The 19,423-nt window shown below is 52.9% G+C and carries 19 protein-coding genes; 9 read left to right on the top strand and 10 right to left on the bottom strand.

The annotated features are described in order from the left end of the window. Nucleotides 1-50: 50 nt before the first annotated feature. Nucleotides 51-1,400 carry a Gfo/Idh/MocA family protein gene (locus DUE52_RS13280; protein ID WP_114406490.1) on the bottom strand — a complete coding sequence of 450 codons (1,350 nt, stop codon included), beginning with the start codon at nucleotides 1,398-1,400 and terminating at the stop codon, nucleotides 51-53. 210 nt (nucleotides 1,401-1,610) lie between these two features. Continuing rightward, nucleotides 1,611-2,201, bottom strand: coding sequence for a hypothetical protein (locus DUE52_RS13275; protein ID WP_133299834.1), 591 nt, complete (start codon nucleotides 2,199-2,201; stop codon nucleotides 1,611-1,613). A gap of 240 nt (nucleotides 2,202-2,441) precedes the next feature. Here DUE52_RS13275 and prfA point away from each other — a divergent pair, with 240 nt between their 5' ends. After that, nucleotides 2,442-3,515 (top strand): peptide chain release factor 1, encoded by a 1,074-nt coding sequence (prfA, locus tag DUE52_RS13270; protein ID WP_114406488.1) that lies wholly within the window; start codon nucleotides 2,442-2,444, stop codon nucleotides 3,513-3,515. Nucleotides 3,516-3,549: 34 nt separating this feature from the next. On the opposite strand, the gene uvrB is transcribed toward prfA, so the two are convergent. Beyond that, nucleotides 3,550-5,577 (bottom strand): excinuclease ABC subunit UvrB, encoded by a 2,028-nt coding sequence (gene uvrB, locus DUE52_RS13265; RefSeq protein ID WP_114406487.1) that lies wholly within the window; start codon nucleotides 5,575-5,577, stop codon nucleotides 3,550-3,552. 160 nt (nucleotides 5,578-5,737) lie between these two features. Here uvrB and DUE52_RS13260 point away from each other — a divergent pair, with 160 nt between their 5' ends. After that, nucleotides 5,738-5,992, top strand: coding sequence for a hypothetical protein (locus tag DUE52_RS13260; protein WP_114406486.1), 255 nt, complete (start codon nucleotides 5,738-5,740; stop codon nucleotides 5,990-5,992). Between the two features lie 18 nt (nucleotides 5,993-6,010). On the opposite strand, the gene DUE52_RS13255 is transcribed toward DUE52_RS13260, so the two are convergent. Together DUE52_RS13255 and DUE52_RS13250 are read right to left on the bottom strand one after the other, a co-directional pair. Then, complete coding sequence (locus DUE52_RS13255; RefSeq protein WP_114406485.1) at nucleotides 6,011-7,600, bottom strand: glycoside hydrolase; 1,590 nt, start codon at nucleotides 7,598-7,600, stop codon at nucleotides 6,011-6,013. Between the two features lie 61 nt (nucleotides 7,601-7,661). Beyond that, nucleotides 7,662-9,125 carry a M61 family metallopeptidase gene (locus tag DUE52_RS13250; protein ID WP_114406484.1) on the bottom strand — a complete coding sequence of 488 codons (1,464 nt, stop codon included), beginning with the start codon at nucleotides 9,123-9,125 and terminating at the stop codon, nucleotides 7,662-7,664. Nucleotides 9,126-9,249: 124 nt separating this feature from the next. Here DUE52_RS13250 and rpmH point away from each other — a divergent pair, with 124 nt between their 5' ends. The 5 genes from rpmH (at nucleotide 9,250) to DUE52_RS13225 (ending at nucleotide 12,922) form a co-directional block, all read left to right on the top strand. Beyond that, entirely contained in the window at nucleotides 9,250-9,417 is a 168-nt protein-coding gene (gene rpmH / locus DUE52_RS13245; protein ID WP_111628991.1) for a 50S ribosomal protein L34, read from the top strand. An 83-nt stretch (nucleotides 9,418-9,500) separates the two neighbouring features. Then, nucleotides 9,501-9,881, top strand: coding sequence for a ribonuclease P protein component (gene rnpA / locus DUE52_RS13240; protein ID WP_114406483.1), 381 nt, complete (start codon nucleotides 9,501-9,503; stop codon nucleotides 9,879-9,881). 87 nt (nucleotides 9,882-9,968) lie between these two features. Further along, nucleotides 9,969-11,630 (top strand): S41 family peptidase, encoded by a 1,662-nt coding sequence (locus DUE52_RS13235; protein WP_114406482.1) that lies wholly within the window; start codon nucleotides 9,969-9,971, stop codon nucleotides 11,628-11,630. Nucleotides 11,631-11,705: 75 nt separating this feature from the next. Further along, a complete protein-coding gene (tsaB, locus tag DUE52_RS13230; protein ID WP_114406481.1) occupies nucleotides 11,706-12,398 on the top strand; it encodes a tRNA (adenosine(37)-N6)-threonylcarbamoyltransferase complex dimerization subunit type 1 TsaB in 693 nt (230 codons plus the stop codon). Between the two features lie 5 nt (nucleotides 12,399-12,403). Next, on the top strand, nucleotides 12,404-12,922 hold the full coding sequence (locus tag DUE52_RS13225; protein ID WP_114406480.1) for a DUF2480 family protein: 519 nt from the start codon (nucleotides 12,404-12,406) through the stop codon (nucleotides 12,920-12,922). A gap of 36 nt (nucleotides 12,923-12,958) precedes the next feature. Here the strand turns inward: DUE52_RS13225 and DUE52_RS13220 are convergent, their stop codons facing one another. The 5 genes from DUE52_RS13220 to DUE52_RS13200 form a co-directional block, all read right to left on the bottom strand. Next, nucleotides 12,959-13,780, bottom strand: a complete 822-nt coding sequence (locus tag DUE52_RS13220) for a hypothetical protein (RefSeq protein WP_114406479.1) — start codon at nucleotides 13,778-13,780, stop codon at nucleotides 12,959-12,961. 74 nt (nucleotides 13,781-13,854) lie between these two features. Next, nucleotides 13,855-14,445, bottom strand: a complete 591-nt coding sequence (rnhB, locus tag DUE52_RS13215; protein ID WP_114406478.1) for a ribonuclease HII — start codon at nucleotides 14,443-14,445, stop codon at nucleotides 13,855-13,857. Between the two features lie 75 nt (nucleotides 14,446-14,520). Then, the gene (locus DUE52_RS13210; RefSeq protein WP_114406477.1) at nucleotides 14,521-15,531 is read right to left on the bottom strand and encodes a VWA domain-containing protein; all 1,011 of its coding nucleotides are present in this window, start codon (nucleotides 15,529-15,531) and stop codon (nucleotides 14,521-14,523) included. Nucleotides 15,532-15,541: 10 nt separating this feature from the next. Continuing rightward, nucleotides 15,542-16,537, bottom strand: a complete 996-nt coding sequence (locus DUE52_RS13205) for a hypothetical protein (protein ID WP_133299833.1) — start codon at nucleotides 16,535-16,537, stop codon at nucleotides 15,542-15,544. Between the two features lies 1 nt (nucleotide 16,538). Continuing rightward, the gene (locus DUE52_RS13200; RefSeq protein WP_114406518.1) at nucleotides 16,539-17,405 is read right to left on the bottom strand and encodes a DUF58 domain-containing protein; all 867 of its coding nucleotides are present in this window, start codon (nucleotides 17,403-17,405) and stop codon (nucleotides 16,539-16,541) included. 245 nt (nucleotides 17,406-17,650) lie between these two features. On the opposite strand from DUE52_RS13200, the gene DUE52_RS13195 reads away from it, so the two are divergent. Continuing rightward, nucleotides 17,651-18,070, top strand: coding sequence for a DUF4296 domain-containing protein (locus tag DUE52_RS13195; RefSeq protein WP_114406475.1), 420 nt, complete (start codon nucleotides 17,651-17,653; stop codon nucleotides 18,068-18,070). Further along, nucleotides 18,067-19,389: a protoporphyrinogen oxidase gene (gene hemG / locus DUE52_RS13190; RefSeq protein WP_114406474.1), complete on the top strand. Its 1,323-nt coding sequence runs from the start codon at nucleotides 18,067-18,069 to the stop codon at nucleotides 19,387-19,389. The genes DUE52_RS13195 and hemG overlap by 4 nt, the downstream gene beginning before the upstream one ends. Nucleotides 19,390-19,423: the final 34 nt, after the last annotated feature.

Raw genomic sequence — 19,423 nt, 5'->3', positions numbered from 1 at the left:
TTTTTTAAGTCTCTACTCTCTTGTCTCTGCTCTTTATTCTAAATGAAAAACTACATCGCCCAACCCTGACGGTATTCGCGTTTCAGATACGGATTCAATTCCGGGGCGTTGGTGAAGGCCATGGTTTTTGTATCCCAGTTTAGTTTGGTGCCCTGTTTGTAGAGGGCCACGATGCCCAGCAGCATGGTTTCGCACAACGGGCCGGCGTATTCGAAGGGCGAAACCGCCTTGCCGTTTCCCTTGCAGGCTTCGGCCCAGTTGCGTTCGTGACTCATGCCGACGCGCGGAATCGTCTGCGCCGGTTTTTTGTAGGAATCCATTTTTTCCTGCGGCAGCAGACGCGGTTTGGAGCCGTAGGTTTCGTGGAAAAGTTTTCCTTTCGTTCCGACATACAAAACGCCACCACCTTTCGGAACGGGACCATCGCCGAATTCGATCGGTTTGGGCGGCAAGATACCGCCATCGTACCACGTCATCGTCAGCGGATTTTTCTTGTCTTTTGTTTCAAACTCAAAAGTCACCAGCGACGAAACCGGGTAGCTTTGCTTGTTAAATGGCGTCGAGGAAGCCTCGACGGTGATCGGCGGGTTGAGCCCCAGCGCCCAGAACGGGTGATCGACCAGGTGAGCGCCCATGTCGCCCAATGCACCGGCACCGTAATCGACCCAGCCGCGCCATTTGAACGGGGTGTACGCCGGATTGTAGGCCCGGTGGGGAGCAGGACCTAAAAACAACTCCCAGTCCAGCGTCGATGGTGCGTCGACGGCTTCTTTCGGTACCTCCATACCTTGCGGCCAGATGGGGCGGTTGGTCCAGACGTGGACTTCCTGCACTTTGCCAATGGCGCCGTCGGCAATCCATTCGTTGATCAGGCGGGCATCGTCGTTCGAGTGGCCCTGGTTTCCCATTTGGGTAACGACTTTCGGATTTTCTTTCGCCAGCCGCGCCAGTTCGCGCGATTCCCACACCGTAACGGTCAGCGGTTTTTGCACGTAGACGTGTTTACCGAGTTTCATGGCGGCTGATGCAATAACACCGTGCAGGTGATCGGGTGTGGCCACTACAATGCCGTCGATGTCTTTCTGGGCATCGAGCATCTTGCGGTAGTCTTTATACCGCTTGGCATTCGGGTATTTTTCGAAAACCGGGCCAGCGTATTTCTCATCGACATCGCAAAGCGCGACGATGTTTTCTGTGGGTGCCAGGGCGTTGAGGTTGCTTTTTCCCATGCCGCCGATGCCGACCCCGGCGACGTTCAGTTTATCAGACGGCGCAATAAATCCTTTGCCACCCAGCACATGCCGGGGCAGAATGGTGACGCCAGCCAGGGCAAGCGACGAGGCTTTGAAAAAACCGCGTCGGCTAACCGCCTGATCGGCTTTATTTTTCAGATTGCTCATACGTTAAACAGTATGTTTGTTAAGGGATGGAATACGAATGTGTTAAAAGTACAAAATCATCGTTTCTGAAGTACTATTTAATCGTATTTTCATACTGTTCTGTATAACCCTGACAGCATAACCCTGACAGCGGTCGCCAGACCCTGTCAGCGGTTGAAAAATCTATTATCCAGATCAACCGCTGACAGGGTCTGGCGACCGCTGTCAGGGTTACTTCAATTTCTTCGGATTGACCCGCCGGATCACTTCCCGTTTGTTGAACACGATGCGCCAGATCACGAACGGCAAGGCCGCATTGTCTGTACAGGTTTTGCAGATGATGTCATCCGTCGCAACGGGTGAATTGTAGACAAACAGCGTGTCGTTCAGTTTCTGGACGTTGTCGTTCTGCTCCAGTTTATTCTGAGCGTTGTAGACATACGCACCCAGCAAATCCCGTTCTTTGGGATCCAGGGCTGGGTTGGTTACATCTTTTGCCTTCAGCAAATCGATCGTAATGGCGTACTGTTTCTCCAGTTTCTGAATGGCCGGTACGTTTTCCAGGTTGCAGAAGGTGGAGTCTCCGGGCTTTTTCGTCAGTTCACGAGTCAGAGCTTTTCGGGTGGTCAGAATGAGGGCTTTGCCCCATTCATCGACGGTGGTCGTGAGTTGGACGTTGGTGACCCGCTTGATTTTCCGGTCGTTCATTTCCTGCGCCAGTTCCTTCGTATTCTGATTCTGGTCGGGAGAGCAGGCGGACTCAAATAATAGAAGAAACAACAGACTTAGCAGGAGAGCAAAAGGGGAAAAGATACGGTTCATTGCCAGGAACTTAGTGAAGTGAAATCTTGTCATCAATCTGGATAACGATGGGATTGTCCGTTTCGTTGACAAATGTACGACCGAAGTGTTGACTGACCGAATTTTCGTAGATTTGTATCAAAGTTTACCCCGTTCCCCTAAAGGACGGTCGGCCGTTGCCGGACTTCTGCATCCGGATTATTCCGCGTCCAAGTCTCCTTTAGGGGAACGGGGTAAATCAGGCATAAAGTTTTCTAACCAATGATTGATCAATTAGAATCCATAAAAGAACGGTTTGAGGAGGTTTCTCAGCAAATCATGATGCCGGAAATCGTTTCGGATCAGAAGAAATACACCAAGCTAAGCAAGGAATACAAAGACCTCGAAAAGATCGTCAAGCAGTATCAGGTTTATAAAAAACTGCTGAATGATATCGACGGGGCAAAGGATCTGCTGGCTACCGAACGAGATGAAGATTTGCGCGAAATGGCCAAAGCAGAACTCGATGAGCTGGTGCCGCAGCGCGAACCGATGGAGGACGTATTGAAAGAAATGCTGATTCCGAAAGATCCGAACGACAGCAAAAACGTCATTCTCGAAATCCGGGCCGGAACCGGTGGCGACGAAGCCTCTATTTTCGCCGGTGATCTGTTCCGCATGTACCAGCGCCTGTGCGACCGCATGGGCTGGCGGATGTCGTTGATGGACTTCACCGACGGAACCTCGGGTGGTTACAAAGAAATTATCTGTCAGGTCGAAGGCGAAGACGTCTACGGCAAACTGAAATTCGAATCCGGTGTTCACCGCGTTCAGCGGGTTCCGGCCACCGAATCGCAGGGGCGAATTCACACCTCAGCTTCCAGCGTAGCGGTTTTGCCCGAAGCGGAAGAGGTTGATGTTCAGATCAATATGAACGACATTCGGAAAGATACCTTCTGCTCGTCGGGTGCGGGAGGGCAGTCGGTCAACACCACCTATTCGGCGGTTCGGCTCACGCACATTCCATCTGGTTTGGTGGTGCAGTGCCAGGATGAACGTTCGCAGATCAAGAATACCGAAAAAGCCCTGACGGTTTTGCGTTCGCGTTTGTACGAAATTGAATTGCAGAAACACAACGACGAAATCAGTTCGCAGCGCAAGTCGATGGTGGGCAGTGGCGACCGTTCCGACAAAATCCGGACCTACAATTACCCGCAAAGCCGCGTAACCGACCACCGCATCGGCCTGACAGTGTATAACCTGCCGACAGTGATGGACGGCGACATCGACAACTTTATCGAGCAACTCCGCATGGCCGAAAACGCCGAACGGATGAAAGAAGCCGCGTTGGCCTAAGAAATGCCGGGCCGACAAACGACCCGGCATTCGATTACACCTGCGTCGCTTTCAGCCGGTCGCGGAGTTGAAACAACTCATCCCGTAGCCGGGCCGCTTCCATGAAATCCAGTTCTTTGGCGGCTCGTTCCATTTTATTCTGCGTCTCTTTGATGACCTGCTCCAGGTCATTTTTCCCCATGTATTGCACCACGGGATCGGCAGCAATCCGGAATTCGTCGGGTTCAACGTAGTATTGTTTGGCCTCCGGACGCGAATCGGCAATGCTGGTTTGTCCCATAATGGCATCATGAGACCGCAAAATGGTCATTGGCGTAATACCGTGCTTCTCATTGTACTCCATCTGGATTTCCCGCCGTCGGTTGGTTTCGCTGATGGCTTTCTCCATCGAACCGGTGATGCGGTCGGCATACATGAGCACGCGTCCGTTGGAGTTCCGGGCGGCCCGGCCAATGGTTTGAATCAGGGATCGAATGTCGCGCAGGAAACCTTCTTTGTCGGCGTCCATGATGGCCACCAGCGATACTTCCGGCAAATCGAGTCCTTCGCGCAGCAGGTTGACACCCACCAGCACATCGAAAACACCCAGTCGCAACTCCCGCAGGATTTCAACCCGATCCAGCGTTTTCACTTCCGAGTGAATGTAGCGGCCTTTGACGCCCACCCGTTCCAGGTATTTGCTCAACTCCTCGGCCATGCGTTTGGTCAGCGTCGTCACCAGCACCCGTTCTTTGCGTTTGACGCGGATGTCGATCTCTTCCAGCAAATCATCGATCTGGTTCAGACTGGGCCGTACTTCAATCGCAGGGTCCAGCAAACCGGTCGGGCGAATCAACTGTTCGACCACTACGCCTTCGCTCCGGCGTAATTCGTAATCAGAAGGGGTTGCGCTAACAAAAACCGTTTGCCCGGCCATTTGCTCAAATTCCTGAAACGTAAGCGGACGGTTATCGAGCGCCGATGGCAGCCGAAAACCGTAGTCAACCAGGGCTTCCTTGCGCGAACGGTCACCGCCCCACATCGCCCGGATTTGCGGCATCGTCGCGTGGCTTTCATCCACAATCGTCAGAAAGTCGTCGGGGAAATAGTCGAGCAAACAGAAGGGACGCTGGCCGGGTTGCCGGCGGTCGAAATACCGGGAGTAGTTTTCAATACCGGAACAATAGCCCAATTCGCGCATCATTTCGATGTCGAACTCTGTCCGCTCCTTGATTCGCTCGGCTTCCATATTCCGGAACTCGGACTGAAAATAGCGAATCTGCGCCACCAGATCATTCTGAATTTCGCCGATGGCCATATTCAACGTGTCCCGACCGGTTACGAAAAGGTTGGCCGGGAAAATGGCAATGATCCGGTCGTCGCCGATCTTCTTGCCCGACGCCGGATCGATGCGTTGAATGGCTTCAATTTCGTCGCCGAAGAAGACAATCCGGTACGCAAAATCGGCATAACCGGGAAAAATATCGACGGTATCGCCCTTGACTCGGAACGAACCGCGGGTGAATTCCACCTCGGTGCGGCTATACAGAATCTCGACCAGTTTGAAGAGAAACTGGTTGCGGCTGATGGTTTCGCCCACGCCCAGCCGCACGATGCTTTTCTGGTATTCGTTCGGGTTACCGGCACCGTAAATACAGGAAACCGAGGCAATCACGACAATATCCCGCCGACCGCTCATCAGGGCCGAAACCGTCGCCAGCCGGAGCTTGTCGATTTCTTCGTTGATAGCCAGATCTTTTTCGATGTATGTATTGGTCGTCGCGATGAACGCTTCCGGCTGGTAGTAATCGTAATAGGAGATGAAATATTGAACAGCATTTTCGGGGAAAAACTGCTTGAACTCGCCGTAGAGTTGGGCTGCCAGCGTTTTGTTGTGGCTCAGCACGAGCGTCGGGCGGTCGAGTTGGGCAATGACGTTGGCTACTGTAAATGTTTTTCCAGATCCGGTAACACCCAACAACACCTGCGACGGTTCGCCTTCCTTGATCCCTTTTACCAGCTTTTCAATGGCCTGCGGCTGGTCGCCAGTCGGTTTAAATTCTGAAGTCAGCTTGAAATTCATAACAAGCTAAGATACGAAAAAAGCAAGATTGAAACAAGAACGGTTTTAAAGATAACCGCACTTTTTCAGGATTGTTAGCGTATGCTCATTCTGTCATTTTTTTTCCAAACAACTCGCGTACCTCCCGGTTACGGTACTAGTCACTCAACGTTTAAATACCATGAAAAACAACCTGAAAAATGGAAGCCGGAGCCTGATCGTCGGGTTTGGTATTCTGCTGACAACCTTTTGCCTGAGTTGTAATTCCAAAACAGAAAGCACGCAATCAGGCGCCGATGCGACGGAAATGGCGAATGATACGAGCATTATGGGAATTCAGGGCGACACGACCACCAATTCGCTGGAGGCACCACAAGCAGCCCAGGGCGATACCGGACAGACGCTCCCGGAAATGCGCGCCAAAAAGAAAAACTGATTTGGCGGTATTCACTGATTATTGATACGTCCCCACCAGCGTAACGACCGACTTGGGTTCCAGCCGAACTTGGTCGGCCCGTACGGTGGATTTCGTCAGGGTTTTGGTGGCGGAGGTGGTATAACCGGCAAAGCGTCCGTTCCGGATTTTTACCCCGCTGAGGGGTACGGTCAGGGCGTCGGACGTCATGTTGACACAAACCAGCACAAGCTGTTTACGCGCAGCATCTTTGTAGGCCGACACCATACCCTGACTCGCTTCGGCCACCGGATTCGCCACCTCACCGATGCGGACCGCCACCCGTTTCATACCGGGCCGGATAAAGCGGGCGTAATTGCCGAACGCCCAGAGTTGTTTCGAGTCGATCACCTGCCCGTCGAGCCGGGCGTTGTCGTGGTTTTTATACAGACCATCCGGGCCGTTGATATACACCAGCCCATCGCTGTAGTTGTAGGGATTGATGGCCAGCCACCATTGCCACGAGGTCACGTTGGCGATCGTCAGGTCGTTGTGGATCACTTTGGCCACGTACAGCCCATAGTCGATGTCGGTGTGGCGCGGACTGCCGTTGTACTGGCCGCAGATGTCGCCCAGAACGCCAAACTCACTTTGCCAGAGTGGCGGACTCCCCACGGTTTTGGCGCGTTGAGCTGCTTTCTGGCGCATCGCCACGAGCGTCGAGTCCCGGCAGGTCGAAAAATAGCTGTGATACGCCCAGATCGGTTCCGCATTCGGGAGTTTAGTCAGAGAAGCGGTTTGGTTCGGGCCAAAAAAGTAGTCAAGCTGATTGCCTCTGCCACTTTCGGCTTTCTCGTAGAGGTAATCAAGCTGGCCCGCTTCACCGGTTACGACCTTTGTTTTGGATTTGGCAGTGGCCAGTTTGGTCGATAAAGCTTTGGTAACCGCCAGAATATCGGCATTTTCGGCCGGGGAGCCTTCCTGATTGGCTTTGCCGTTTTTGCCGGCAGTCCAGTCCCATTGCGGTTCGTTGATGGGGCTCAGGTAATCAAATTTGAAGTGTTCGGCCACGGTAACCAGAAAGTCGGCGAAAGGTTCCAGGGCGGCTGGTTTGAGATTGAACGCTTTGCCGCCCGGCGAAAAAGCTTTGCCGTTGCGGGTCATTTGCACGGGCGGGGAGTTGGTAAACCCAAGGGTGTAGCGAACACCCCGCTGGCGGGCCGCCTGTAAAAACCATTGATTTCCAGCCTGTTTACTCCAGTCGTAACGGCCATCAGGAGTCAGAAAACTTTCTTCCCGACGCCATTCATCCCGGATGGCACTGCTGTCTTTCTGTTCAAAACTTCCCGCACCGATGTTCACCCGCCACAACGACAAGCCAATACCCTTCGGCTGGCCGCTGGCCAGGGTATCCTGACTAAAGAGCAGATCGGCGATCTGGTTTTTTTTGGCCTTATCGCGCCATTTACCAATAAACTTGGCCGACCAGCAATCGGACGCGCCGAAGCTATGGATGGTTTGAAATTCCTCACTCAGATTGATCGTCACCGCCGAAGCGAGCGGTTTTGTCTGGCCAGTGAAACCGGTTCGGTGGCTGGTGCCGGTCAATGCAATCAGGAGAAACAGGGCGGTTTTGGCAAGGCGTTTCATTGGAGAAAAAGAAAATAACAAGTGGCCCTACGATTGACTATTTACCAGTCTTTCAACCCGATCAGGGTTGAACACCCAACCACTGATGGCGGTTTTGCAAACCGGCCTTATCGTCGTGCTGAACGAGCAATACCGAGGGCGCACTGACCAAGTCGGTGGCATCGTATTCCAGTTGCAGGCCAACAAATGCCAGGTATTCGTTCAGGAGCGGTTCCAGCGGTTCGTTGCCGAAGATGCAGCGTTCGTAATACCAGCCGAGCGGTTCACCCGCCACTTCTTCCGTGATAGCGCGGTAATCCTCAAGCGTATACCCCACGAACGGTTTTCCGAATCGTTCCCACATGATCCGCATGACGTCATCAAGTGAACGGGCATGATTCCATTTCCGGCGGATGTGTAAGTCCAGAATTAGGGCCACGGTGGCGCCCTTGTAATACACCGACACTTTCCGGTTCGGTACGCCTTTGTCGTAACCGTCCAGCCACAAATCCCAGGACGACTCGGTGAGCGACTGAAACGATCGTCCGCTGGGTTCAAAATGTCGTTTCAACAGCACCTGAAGCTCTTTCCAGTAGGCGGCATCGGTGAAAACGTTCGCCCGGCGGAGGAGCAAATCCCCGTAATAGGTCGTGACGCCTTCGGCCACAAAGCAGGTCGTGAAGTACGTTTCCCGGGTAAAATCATACGGCAAAAGTTCCGTTGGCCGAATGCGGATGATATTCCAGGTATGAAACAATTCGTGCGACGAGACGCCCAGCAAATCCGTATACAGGCCCTCGCCTTCGTCGTTGGGACCCAGCACGAGCATGGTGGAATTGCGGTGTTCGACGCCGTGGTAATGCGCCGTCGGCAGAATCAGCGTCAGAAAATGATAGTCTTTTTCGGGAAATTCGCCGAAGAGCCGGATTTGCGTTTCCGAAAACCGGCTGAAATCGTGCCGGATTCGTTCCCAATCCGGTTTTATATTGCCATTGATCCAGACGTGAAAAACCGTATTATCAATTTCATACGGGAGATGTTGCAGGTCGGGCGAAGCGATGAGCGGGCAGTCGACCAGTTCGTAGAAATCAGAGGCAGTCAGGATATTGGATGCGGTTTGCTTCATTCCGCAGGCCACCTGCCAATCGTCCGGAATGGTCAGTTCGAGCGTACATTCTTCCTGCAACCGATCGTCGGTAAATAAACACAGATTGACCGGATTGATGTACAGCAGCCGATCGTCGGCGTAGCTGGTTCCTGCGTTGATGGTGTTGCTGTAATAGGTATACCGGGCGACCAGTTCCGAAACGCCTTCGGTTTGCACCCGCCAGCGGTCTTTGGTAATTTTCTGAAACGCGAGCGGTTTTCCGGTTTGGTCAAAAATTTCGAACCGCTGGATATTTTTGGCGAAGTTCTGAATCTCATACCGGCCGGGACGCCAGGCGGGGAGTTGCAAATCAACGGTGGAAGATGAAATGGCCGTCAGCAGAAAATCAACTTCAAGGAGCCGGGACGAAGGGTTGGTCGACGAAATACGGTAGTGCATACCTGCGAATATAACCGCTTGTTTGTGAAAACGCTAAATATGGAAATCAAACTTGTTTCGTTCCGTAACATTCTCTACCTTTGCAGACTCATTTGAAAAATAGGCATCCAAGATATAGTTAGTCATGAAAAGAACGTTTCAACCTTCGAACCGTAAGCGCCGGAACAAGCACGGCTTCCGCGAGCGCATGGCATCAGCCAATGGCCGCAGAGTACTGGCCGCCCGTCGCGCAAAAGGACGTCATAAATTGACGGTTTCGGACGAGAAAAAAGGCGATCGGTTTAAAATCTAATCGTTTAAGGTTTGAAGTTTAAGGTTTAACGTTTCTGCGCAAGAAGCAGCCTTAAACGTTAAACATTAAACCTTAAACGCATTATGAAGCAAACGTTCAAAAAATCCGAACGGCTTTGCAGTAAAAAAACCATCGGTCAGTTATTTCAGAAAGGTAGTGCGACCACGCGGACGTTCTACCTTTTTCCATTTCGACTCCTCTATATGGACGACCCCGAGCGTACTGACCCGCTGCCTGCCGTCCTGATTTCGGTCTCCAGCCGAAACTTCAAAAAAGCCGTCGACCGCAACCTCATCCGTCGCCGGGTCCGCGAAGCCTACCGTTTAAATAAGGCACTTTTGTTCGGAACCGCTGAAAAACCGAAGCAACCGCCCGCCTATATTGTCTTTTTATATACCGCCCGCGCAATAATTTCGTTTGAAGAGATAGAAAAAAGTATGAAATTAGCTTTGGGTCGGGTGTAGATTATAGAGATAAGACGTGAGACAAGAGAAAATTGACTCTCGCGTAGGTCTTTTATCTCTTGTCTTGCATCTTTAATCTATAAAAACATGTTTACGCGCAAACGTCTGACTGTCGCCCTGGGAGCGACCCTTCTGGCAGGAAGCCTGGGTTTTTATTCGTTCCGCAACGACGACCGGTTTTTTGAAATCGCCCGCAACCTGGACATTTACGCGACGCTGTTCAAAGAACTGAACCTCTATTACGTCGACGAACTGAATCCGAACCGGATGGTGAAGAACAGCATCGACGCCATGCTGAAATCGCTCGACCCGTACACCAACTTCTTCGCCGAAGACGAAATCGAGGATTACATGACGATGACCACCGGACGCTACAACGGCATCGGGGCGCTCATCGGCTCGCGGCAGGGACGCAGCATCGTGATGATGATTTATGAAGGCACACCCGCCGAAAAATCCGGTTTGCAGATTGGCGATGAGATTCTCAAGGTCGACGGCGTGGACATCAAAACCCGGCGCGAACTGGATTCCGACAAACTGCTCCGGGGACAAACCAACACGGCGGTCAAACTGACGGTGAAACGCTTTGGAGCCAAAGATCCCATTGACCTGAACGTGACGCGTGATGTCGTCAAAATGACCAATGTGCCCTATTCCGGCATGATTTCGAACGACGTGGGCTACATCGACCTGAAAGATTTTACCGGCACGGCGTCGCGCGAGGTGCGGAACGCGTTTGTCGAACTGAAAGGCAAAGGCATGAAAAAGCTGGTGCTGGATGTGCGCGAAAATCCGGGCGGTTTGCTCAACATGGCCATTGATATTGCCAACATCTGGTTGCCGCGCGAGTCGGAAATCGTGACGACGAAAGGCAAAGTGACCGAATGGAATAAAACCTACACGGCGCTGAACCCGCCCCTGGATCTGGAAATCCCGATTGTGGTGCTGACCAACAGCCGGAGTGCGTCGGCGGCAGAAATCGTTTCGGGCGTTATTCAGGACTACGATAGGGGCGTTCTGGTGGGGCAACTGACCTACGGAAAAGGGCTGGTGCAAACCACCCGCGAACTTTCGTACAACACCAAGCTGAAAATTACCACAGCCAAATACTACATTCCGAGCGGTCGCTGCATTCAGGCCATCGACTACAGCCACCGCAATCCGGACGGCAGCGTGGGCAAGATCCCCGATTCGCTGAAAACCGCCTTCAAAACCAAAGCCGGTCGCCCGGTTTACGACGGCGGTGGCGTTACGCCGGATGTGCTGGTGGAACCGACGACACCCGCCCCAATCGCCATCAGCCTGACCAACAAGGGGTTGATTTTTGATTATGCCATCAAATACCGGCACGACCACCCGACGATCAAGCCCGCCCGCGAGTTCAGCCTGACCGACGCTGAATACCAGAATTTTGTGACGTGGCTGAAAGACAAGGAATACGATTACACCACGCAGGTTGAAAAGGAACTGGGGACGCTCGAAGCCTCGGCCAAGAAAGAAAAATCGTTCGATCAGATTCAGGATCAGCTAAAAGCGTTGCGTACGAAACTGTCGCACAGCAAGGATGTCGATCTGGTGACGTTTAAAAGCGAACTGAAAACGTTGCTGGAACAGGAAATTGTCGGTCATTATTACCTCCAGAAAGGCATGAAAGAAGTATCGTTCGCGACCGATCCGGAAATCAAAGCCGCCCTCGACCTGTTCAAAGACATGAACCGGTATCAGTCTATTTTGAAAGGAAAAAATTAAGAAAGGAGGAGGGAGGAAAGGAAGAGAGGAGGGTGCCCCTCTTCCTTTCCTCCCTCCTCCTTTCCTCCCTTTTTTATGTCCCTTATTCTCTCCCTCGATACTTCCACCACTGTTTGTTCGGTAGCCCTTCACCGCGACGGAGCGGTTTTGGCCTGCTTCGAATTGTTTACCGAAAAATCATCGTCGGGCATGTTGACGACGCTGATTCAGAATGTGGTCCACGACAGTGGACACCCGCTTTCTGAACTGGACGCGGTCGCCGTGGCCAAAGGGCCGGGGTCCTACACCGGTTTGCGGATTGGCGTTTCGACGGCCAAAGGGCTGTGTTTTGCACTCGATAAACCACTGCTGGCCATCAACACGCTCGAAGCGATGGCGTGGCAGGTAAACGGTTTTTATCCCGCGTCCTACGCCCTTTGCCCCCTGCTCGACGCCCGGCGGATGGAAGTCTACTGTGCGGTTTATGATTCAGAAGGCCGTGAAAAGGTGCCTACATCGGCGCAAATCATTGATGAGCAATCGTTTGTGGACTTACTGGCGCAACAGCCCGTCGTGTTTTTCGGGAATGGTGCGGCCAAATGCCGGGCGATTTTGGCGCATCAACCCAATGCGGTTTTTCCCGAACAAGTCATTCATCCCTCGGCCCGAACGGTGGGCCAACTGGCCGCTCTGGCGTATCGGGAAGGCCGGTTTGAAAGTGTCGCTGATTTTGAGCCCTACTACTTAAAAGATTTTGTGGGAACCAAGCCGAAGAAGCTGGTTGTTTAGCGGGTATGGAAACGGAACTGATTGTCAATCGTGTCGCCAAAAGTGGCCTGGTATCCCTGGACTTGGAAGATTATTACCACCCCGGCGAACGGGTTGTCTACGACTTGAAGGACAACCTGTTTATGGGGCTGATTCTCAAGGAAAAAGATTTTCGCGAATTCCTGAAAACCCACGACTGGAGCCAATACGCTGATAAAAATGTGGCCGTCACCTGCACCGAAGACGCCATCGTTCCGACCTGGGCGTTCATGCTCCTGACGATTCACCTGGAACCCTACGCCCACACCGTGGTGTTCGGTTCGCTGCAGGATCTGGAAGAAAAACTCTACTTCGACGCCATCGCCCGCATTAACATCGAAGACTACCGCGACACCCGCGTGGTGGTGAAAGGCTGTAGCAAGGTGCCGGTGCCGACGGCTGCGTACGTCGAAATCACGCGCCGGCTGCGCCCCGTAGCCCAGAGCATCATGTTCGGCGAACCGTGCAGCACCGTGCCGCTGTACAAGCGCCCGAAGCAGGGGTAATGGTTTACGGTTTTCAGTATACTGAAAACCGTAAACCTACTGATTGTAAAAAAACTCCTCTTTCCGGCCATCGGCATAAATCATCCGGGCGGGATAACCGTCGGGACGGTATTCGTATTTCCATTGTTCGTCCGAGTTGATTGACGAAGCCAGGTTAACCGACTTTTGGCGGACAATATTATTGACACTCAAGAACCAACTGATCTCCGAGTTCAATCGGGCCGACCGATACGGATTGGGGGCGTTATCGTATTCGTACGTCGTAATGATGTTGGGTTCGGTGGTATTGGAAATATTGGTATACAGCGTTTCCTTCGTCACATTGCCCCGGCTATCATATTCATACAACGAATATGAAGCCAGTTTTCCATCACTCGCGTAAATGTTCCGTCTCGTTACGCGCTTCTGGTTGTTGTATTCAAACTTCGTGGAGGAGCGGTACTCGATTGTGTTATCGATCTGGAGGTTATAATTTTTCCGTTCGCGAATGGTAGTGTCGGCATTATAAAGCGTCTCGTTGTAGGAATACATTTTCAACGGCAAGCCCGATTGAATGCTGCTCGACCAGGGCGGATTGGTAAAATGCTGTTCCACGCGAAGCGTATTTCCATCTGTCCACCGGTAAACCTGTTTGCTGTCCACCGTGCCGTTTGTGTTTTCCGAAATGACCTCGCGGAGCAGGTTGTTCTCGTCGTAGTCGTAGCGGGTGGATCGAAACGAAGCCGGATTCGCCGGACTTCCGTAATAATCCGTTCGAATCAAACGAAAGGAGGAGCCTCTGGCCAGAATCGCGTCCTCGTTCTTGCGGTTGCAGGCCGTTACCAGAAGGAGCAGAAACAGCAGGTTCAGAGTTTTCATAAAGGGCTGGGAGAAAAGCAGATACCGACAGGATTCCCGTTTACAGGAAATCGTTGTAATCGGCGATGGAATTTCTACACCAGCCGAAAACTCATCCGGTGCCACCGGCACGGCCCAAACTCCTGAATCGCCCGGCGGTGGTAGGGCGTCGGGTAGCCCACGTTCCGCTCCCAGCCGTAGTGCGGAAACTCGATCGCCAGCTTTTCCATCAGCTCATCTCGGTGGGTTTTGGCCAGCACCGACGCGGCCGCAATCGACAGAAACTTGGTGTCGCCTTTAACAATGCAGGTGTGCGGAATCATCGGGTAATTCACAAACCGGTTGCCGTCGACCAGCAAATGATCCGGTTTGACACCACCAATCTGACTCATGATCGAGTCCAGTGCCTGGTGCATCGCCAGAAAGCTGGCTTTCAGAATGTTAATCCGGTCAATTTCCTCGTTAGACACCTCGGCCACGGCCCAGGCGAGGGCGTCGCGCTGCAATTCTTCCCGCAACTGTTCGCGCTGGAAACGGCTCAGTTGCTTCGAATCAGTCAGAATGGGATGCGTGTAGTTTTTCGGTAAAATAACCGCAGCCGCCACCACCGGCCCCGCCAGACACCCCCGCCCGACTTCGTCAAGCCCCGCTTCAATGTAGTTTTCGTTGTAGTAAGAAAGTAGCATACGAGATGTGAGAGGATAGACATGAGACAAGAGACAACAACGGCAAAACGGTCTTTACTCTCTTGTCTAACATCTTTAATCTTCCAGTATATTTCCAAAAATCGTGTTTTTCAGGAACAGCGTCAGCAACAGGAATAGGATGGCCCAGTACAGATAGATGCGGTAAAAATCTTTGACATCCTTGTAAATCACGGTTTTAACCGGCGCTTTTTCCAGCCGGTCGATTTCTTTGAAAACCGCCTGAAGACGCGGAGCATCGCCCGCCCGGAAAAAACTGCCGCTTCCGATGTTGGCGATGGTCGTCAGAATGCCTTCGTCCACGGTCACCGTCGTCAGGTTGCTGGACACACTCGGCATAGGAGGGCGTCCGATGGCTACGGTGTAAATCCGGATGTTGAACGCTTTCGCCAGCCGCGCCACCGTCACCGGGTCGAGGTTGCCCGCCGTGTTGTCGCCATCGCTGAGCAGAATGGTCACCTTGCTTTTGACCTTCGATTCGCGCATCCGGTTGATGCAAACCGCCAGGGCGCTGCCGATGGCCGTGCCGGATGTTTTGATCATGCTGTCGTCCAGGTCGTCCAGGTAGCCGTTCAGGAGGTCGTGGTCGGTCGTCAGCGGGCAGAGTGAATAGGCTTCTCCGGCAAAAATGACCAGCCCGATCCGGTCGTTCTGACGGCTTTTAACGAAGCTGCGGGCCACGCGCTTGGCGGCTTCCAGCCGGTTGGGCTTCAGGTCGGTTTCGGCCATCGACGACGAAATATCAATGGCGAGCATCAAATCGATTCCTTCGGCCACCCGCTCGGTTTCTTCGCGAATGATCTGGGGCCGGGCGAGTGCCATCAGCAGAAGCGTGGTGGCAATAAACAGGCTGAGGGGCACTAAATGCCGCAAACTACCCACCAGCGAAGGCTGGAGTTCGGTCTGGTTCAGGGCTACATTCAGCCGTTGCCGCGATGGACTGGACAACAACGATCGCAAGCCAAAGAGCAGGAGAATGGCCGGAATGGCGTACAAATAAATCGGTTGCGCCCAGGTAAACTGGCGCAGTTGCGAAATTGTAAACCATTGATACGAAAACCATTCCATAGGCAACTGTTCAAATAGGTACTTCCTGATTCACTTCTTCCATCCGAACGCTGCTCCGGCGGTAGGCCGTATCCGCCACCTCGTTCAGAATGCGGAGGGACTGCTGCGTCTGGTCGGAATACACACTTCCATAAATAACGCCGTCGATTTCTTTCAGGGCATCGGCCAGCCGGTTATCCTGCACCGATTCAACAATTTCGCGGGTCGTCAGCGATGTATACGGTTTTCGCTCCAGCCGCTCCATGTATTGTTTCCAGATCACCACGGCCCGTCCGGCGTCTTCGTGAGCGGTTTCGGGGCCAATGCCGCGCGTCAGTCGGTTGAATGACCGTTGAAAATCCAGGTATTGCCGATACAACTGATAGCGCCGGATACGCGTTCGGATGGTTCGTCCGAAAAACAGAAACAGAATTCCCGCCAGCACACACAGCCCCACCACAATTGTCATCAGCAACGGATAATTCATCTGTTGCCGGAGCGAAACGACGGTGGTATTGGTCGACAGCCGGAGTGTATCGGGCCGCATCGTCTGAATGCGCTCCCGCAGCCGGATCGTATCGACATTGGAAAAAACAAGGGTGCAGTCGGTGGGCGTGCGCAGCAGAAATACTGGCACTCGCAACGTCTGGGTCGGACTTGTTTCAAACGATACGAGCGTATACACCGAACTGTCGAGGCTGCCTAGGGCATCGGTTTTGGTCGAAAAAATCGAAATGTCGCGCACCAGAAACGGAGCAAAGTGCCGGGCGGTATCCGGAAACAGCACATCGACCCTGGACCGGTGGCGAATGCTCAGGGAATACTGGAATGGTTTGCCAATTTCAATCGTGTCGGTGAGGAAAACGCCTTTGGGAGGCTGGGCGGGTGAGGGAGTTAAGAATGAAGAGTTAAGAGTTAAGAATAAATAATGAATAGCGAATAACGAATAACGAATAGCGAGCCATCGGCTAAAATCCGTTCTAATCTGTTTTATCGTGCGACGACCCGGTCTCGTTCCTATCATCATTTCATCGGGTTTTTCGGACACGGAACAACTCAATCAGGGGCGGAACGTAATCGGCCTGCGAATCGAGCGCCACATAATTGGCGTTATATTGTTTACAAAACCGCTCCAACTGCTGCTGGCTCTGCCGGAAGGTCTGTTTGATGCCGTTTCGGAAGCCAGAAGAGGAAGTGTTGACCCAAACCGTTCGGCGGCTTTCCGTGTCGTAAACCGGAATGATGCCCAGCCGGGGCAGACTGGTTTCCCGCTGGTCATACATATGAATCACTACCAGATCATGTTTCCGGGCGAGGGCTTTCAGGCTGTGTTCATAGCCCGAATCGATAAAATCCGATACCAGAAAAACCACACTCCGGCGTTTCAGTACGTTGAGCGTAAACAGCAGCGCATCGGTCAGGCTGGTTCGGACGGACTCTGGTTTCAGCTTGAACAGGTTGACAATCAACTGATAACCGTGTTTCATGCTGTTCGACGGTTTCAGGTATTTTTCCTTTTGATCCGAAAAACAATACATGCCCACGTGACTGGCTTCCTTGATGGCCGACAACGCCAGAACGCCACACACTTCGCGGGTTGTGTCGAGTTTGGAGCGGGTGGTGGTGCCAATTTCCTGCGACGCGCTGACGTCGATGAGGAAAAAAACCGTCTGGTCTTTCTCTTCCCGGAAGATTTTCACGAACGTTCCGTGGCCTTTCGACGACACGTTCCAGTCGATTGCCCGCACGTCGTCGCCGTACTGATACGTCCGCAAATCGCTGAACTCCAGTCCGGAACCTTTGAAAATGGAGCGAAAATTGCCGCGCATCTGCGAATTGACGGCTTTCCGGATCCGAATTTCAAACTGATATAGTCTTGCCAAAAACTCGTGCATGGTATTTTTTTGACTCAACGCGGCTGAAAATCCCGTGAAAAAGAATTCCACCAAGAATAGCTGCGTTGAACAGCGTGTTACTAAGAACAGGATTCCCGACATTTGCATAACTTTCCATATCCCTAAATTCCCTTCAGGGGATTTTATGAATCTGGATACTTCGGTGTCCAAGTCCCCTTTAGGGCCGGGCCGTCGTTACGGATTTAGGGGCTATTCAAATGCCAGCTTTGACAAAAATAACGAAAATGAACGCGCAACTGTGCAGCCAATTCCGAATAGGCCTGCTGTTCCTGCTTCTGGCTCTGTTGGAGGCCTGCCAAACGCCCGTGGCAGAAGCGCCCGAAAACCTGATTCCGGAAGCAAAAATGGCGCAGATTCTGACCGAAATCCATTTGGCCGAAGCCCGGGTTACGAAGCTGAACCGGATTTCGCAGGATAGCAACACGTTGATTTACAAGCATCTCGAAAAACAGATTTTTCGAAAATACCAGGTCGATACGGCTGCTTATTCGAAGAGTTACACCTATTACTCATCGGACCCGGAACAGTTGGCCGAAATTTATAAAAAGGTGACGGAAGCGTTGGAACGGCGTAAAAAAACGACGGATACCAGCAGCGTGAAAAAAAGCAAGCTACCGACCCGACTGAAAAATTTAACGAAATGATTGCCATTATTGGAGCAGGTATCTCGGGCCTGACGCTGGCGTATGACCTTCAGCAACGCCAGATACCGTATCGGTTGTTCGATCGCGGGCGTGAACCGGGCGGACTCATGCAGTCCCGGCGCGACGGACCGTATCTGATTGAACGCGGACCGAATTCGCTGCTGGGTGATGCGGCTTTGCTGGCCTGGCTCGATCAGTTGGGGCTGACACCAGACATTCGGTTTGCCAAACCGGTGAGTAAAGCGCGGTATATTTACCGAAACGGAGCCTATCGCAAATTGCCCGCGGGGCCGTTGTCGCTGCTTTTTTCGTCGTTCTTTAGCTGGGAAACCAAAAAAGCGTTCTGGCGGGAGCGTTCTAATCCGACGGTTTCGCCCCCCGGCGAAACCTTGAGCGCTTTTTTTCGCCGGCGGTTTTCGCAGGAAGTGGTCGATTATGCCCTCGCGCCGTTCGTGGCTGGAGTATATGCCGGTGACCCCGATCAGCTCCTGGTTTCGGAAACCTATCCGATGTTGCTGGAATACGAAAAACAGTATGGTTCGGTGCTGAAAGGCTTCATCAAAAAGGCCGGTTCGGCGGAGCGTCGGCAGTCGTTCAGTTTCCGAGAGGGATTGCAAACGCTGCCCAATGCCCTGGCTGCCCAACTCACGGCCCTCAACCTGAACGACTCGATAAACCGCCTGACCAAAACAGAAACCGGCTGGTTGCTCGAAGCCCAAAGCGGGCGCTACTCTGCCGATGATGTCGTGTTGGCCTGTGACACAGCCGCTGCGGCTCACCTGCTCGAAACGACCTGGCCGGACGTGGCCAACCGGCTTCGCCAAATCGAATATCCGCCCATGACCGCCGTTCATTCGATTTATAAACGCGCCGATGTTACCCACCCGCTCGACGGTTTTGGCGGTCTGAATCCAAGAGTCGAAAAACAGTTTGTAGCCGGCCACATCTGGAGCAGTTCGGTTTTTGACGACCGCTGCCCGGCGGATGAAGTATTGTTTACCAGTTTGGTGGGCGGACAGCAGGGAGCGGAAAATACCCGGCATCCGGACGAGGTCATTCGGCAGCAGGTGCATCGCGAACTCGTTCAGGCTTTTGGCATTCGGGCCGAAGTGCCGGTGCGGCAGTGGCTCACGCGCTGGGAACGGGCTATTCCGCAGTACGACGCCCGGATGGTGCCGGTTCGGGAGCAGATGCCGACGCTGGAAACGGACGGTTTGTATGTGTGCGCCAACTGGTATGAGGGGCCGAGCCTGTCTGACTGCATCCGGAAAGCAAAAGCGTTGGGCGCGCGACTGGCGAAGGCGGAAATCGCTGAGTAATACCCGGTTTTAACAAATTTTAAGGGGAGTAGTA

The organism is Larkinella punicea, assembly GCF_003334855.1.
In the GTDB taxonomy this organism is placed as follows: domain Bacteria; phylum Bacteroidota; class Bacteroidia; order Cytophagales; family Spirosomataceae; genus Larkinella; species Larkinella punicea.
Note: the sequence above shows the minus strand (reverse complement) of the source record. Positions and strands in the feature narration are given on the sequence as shown.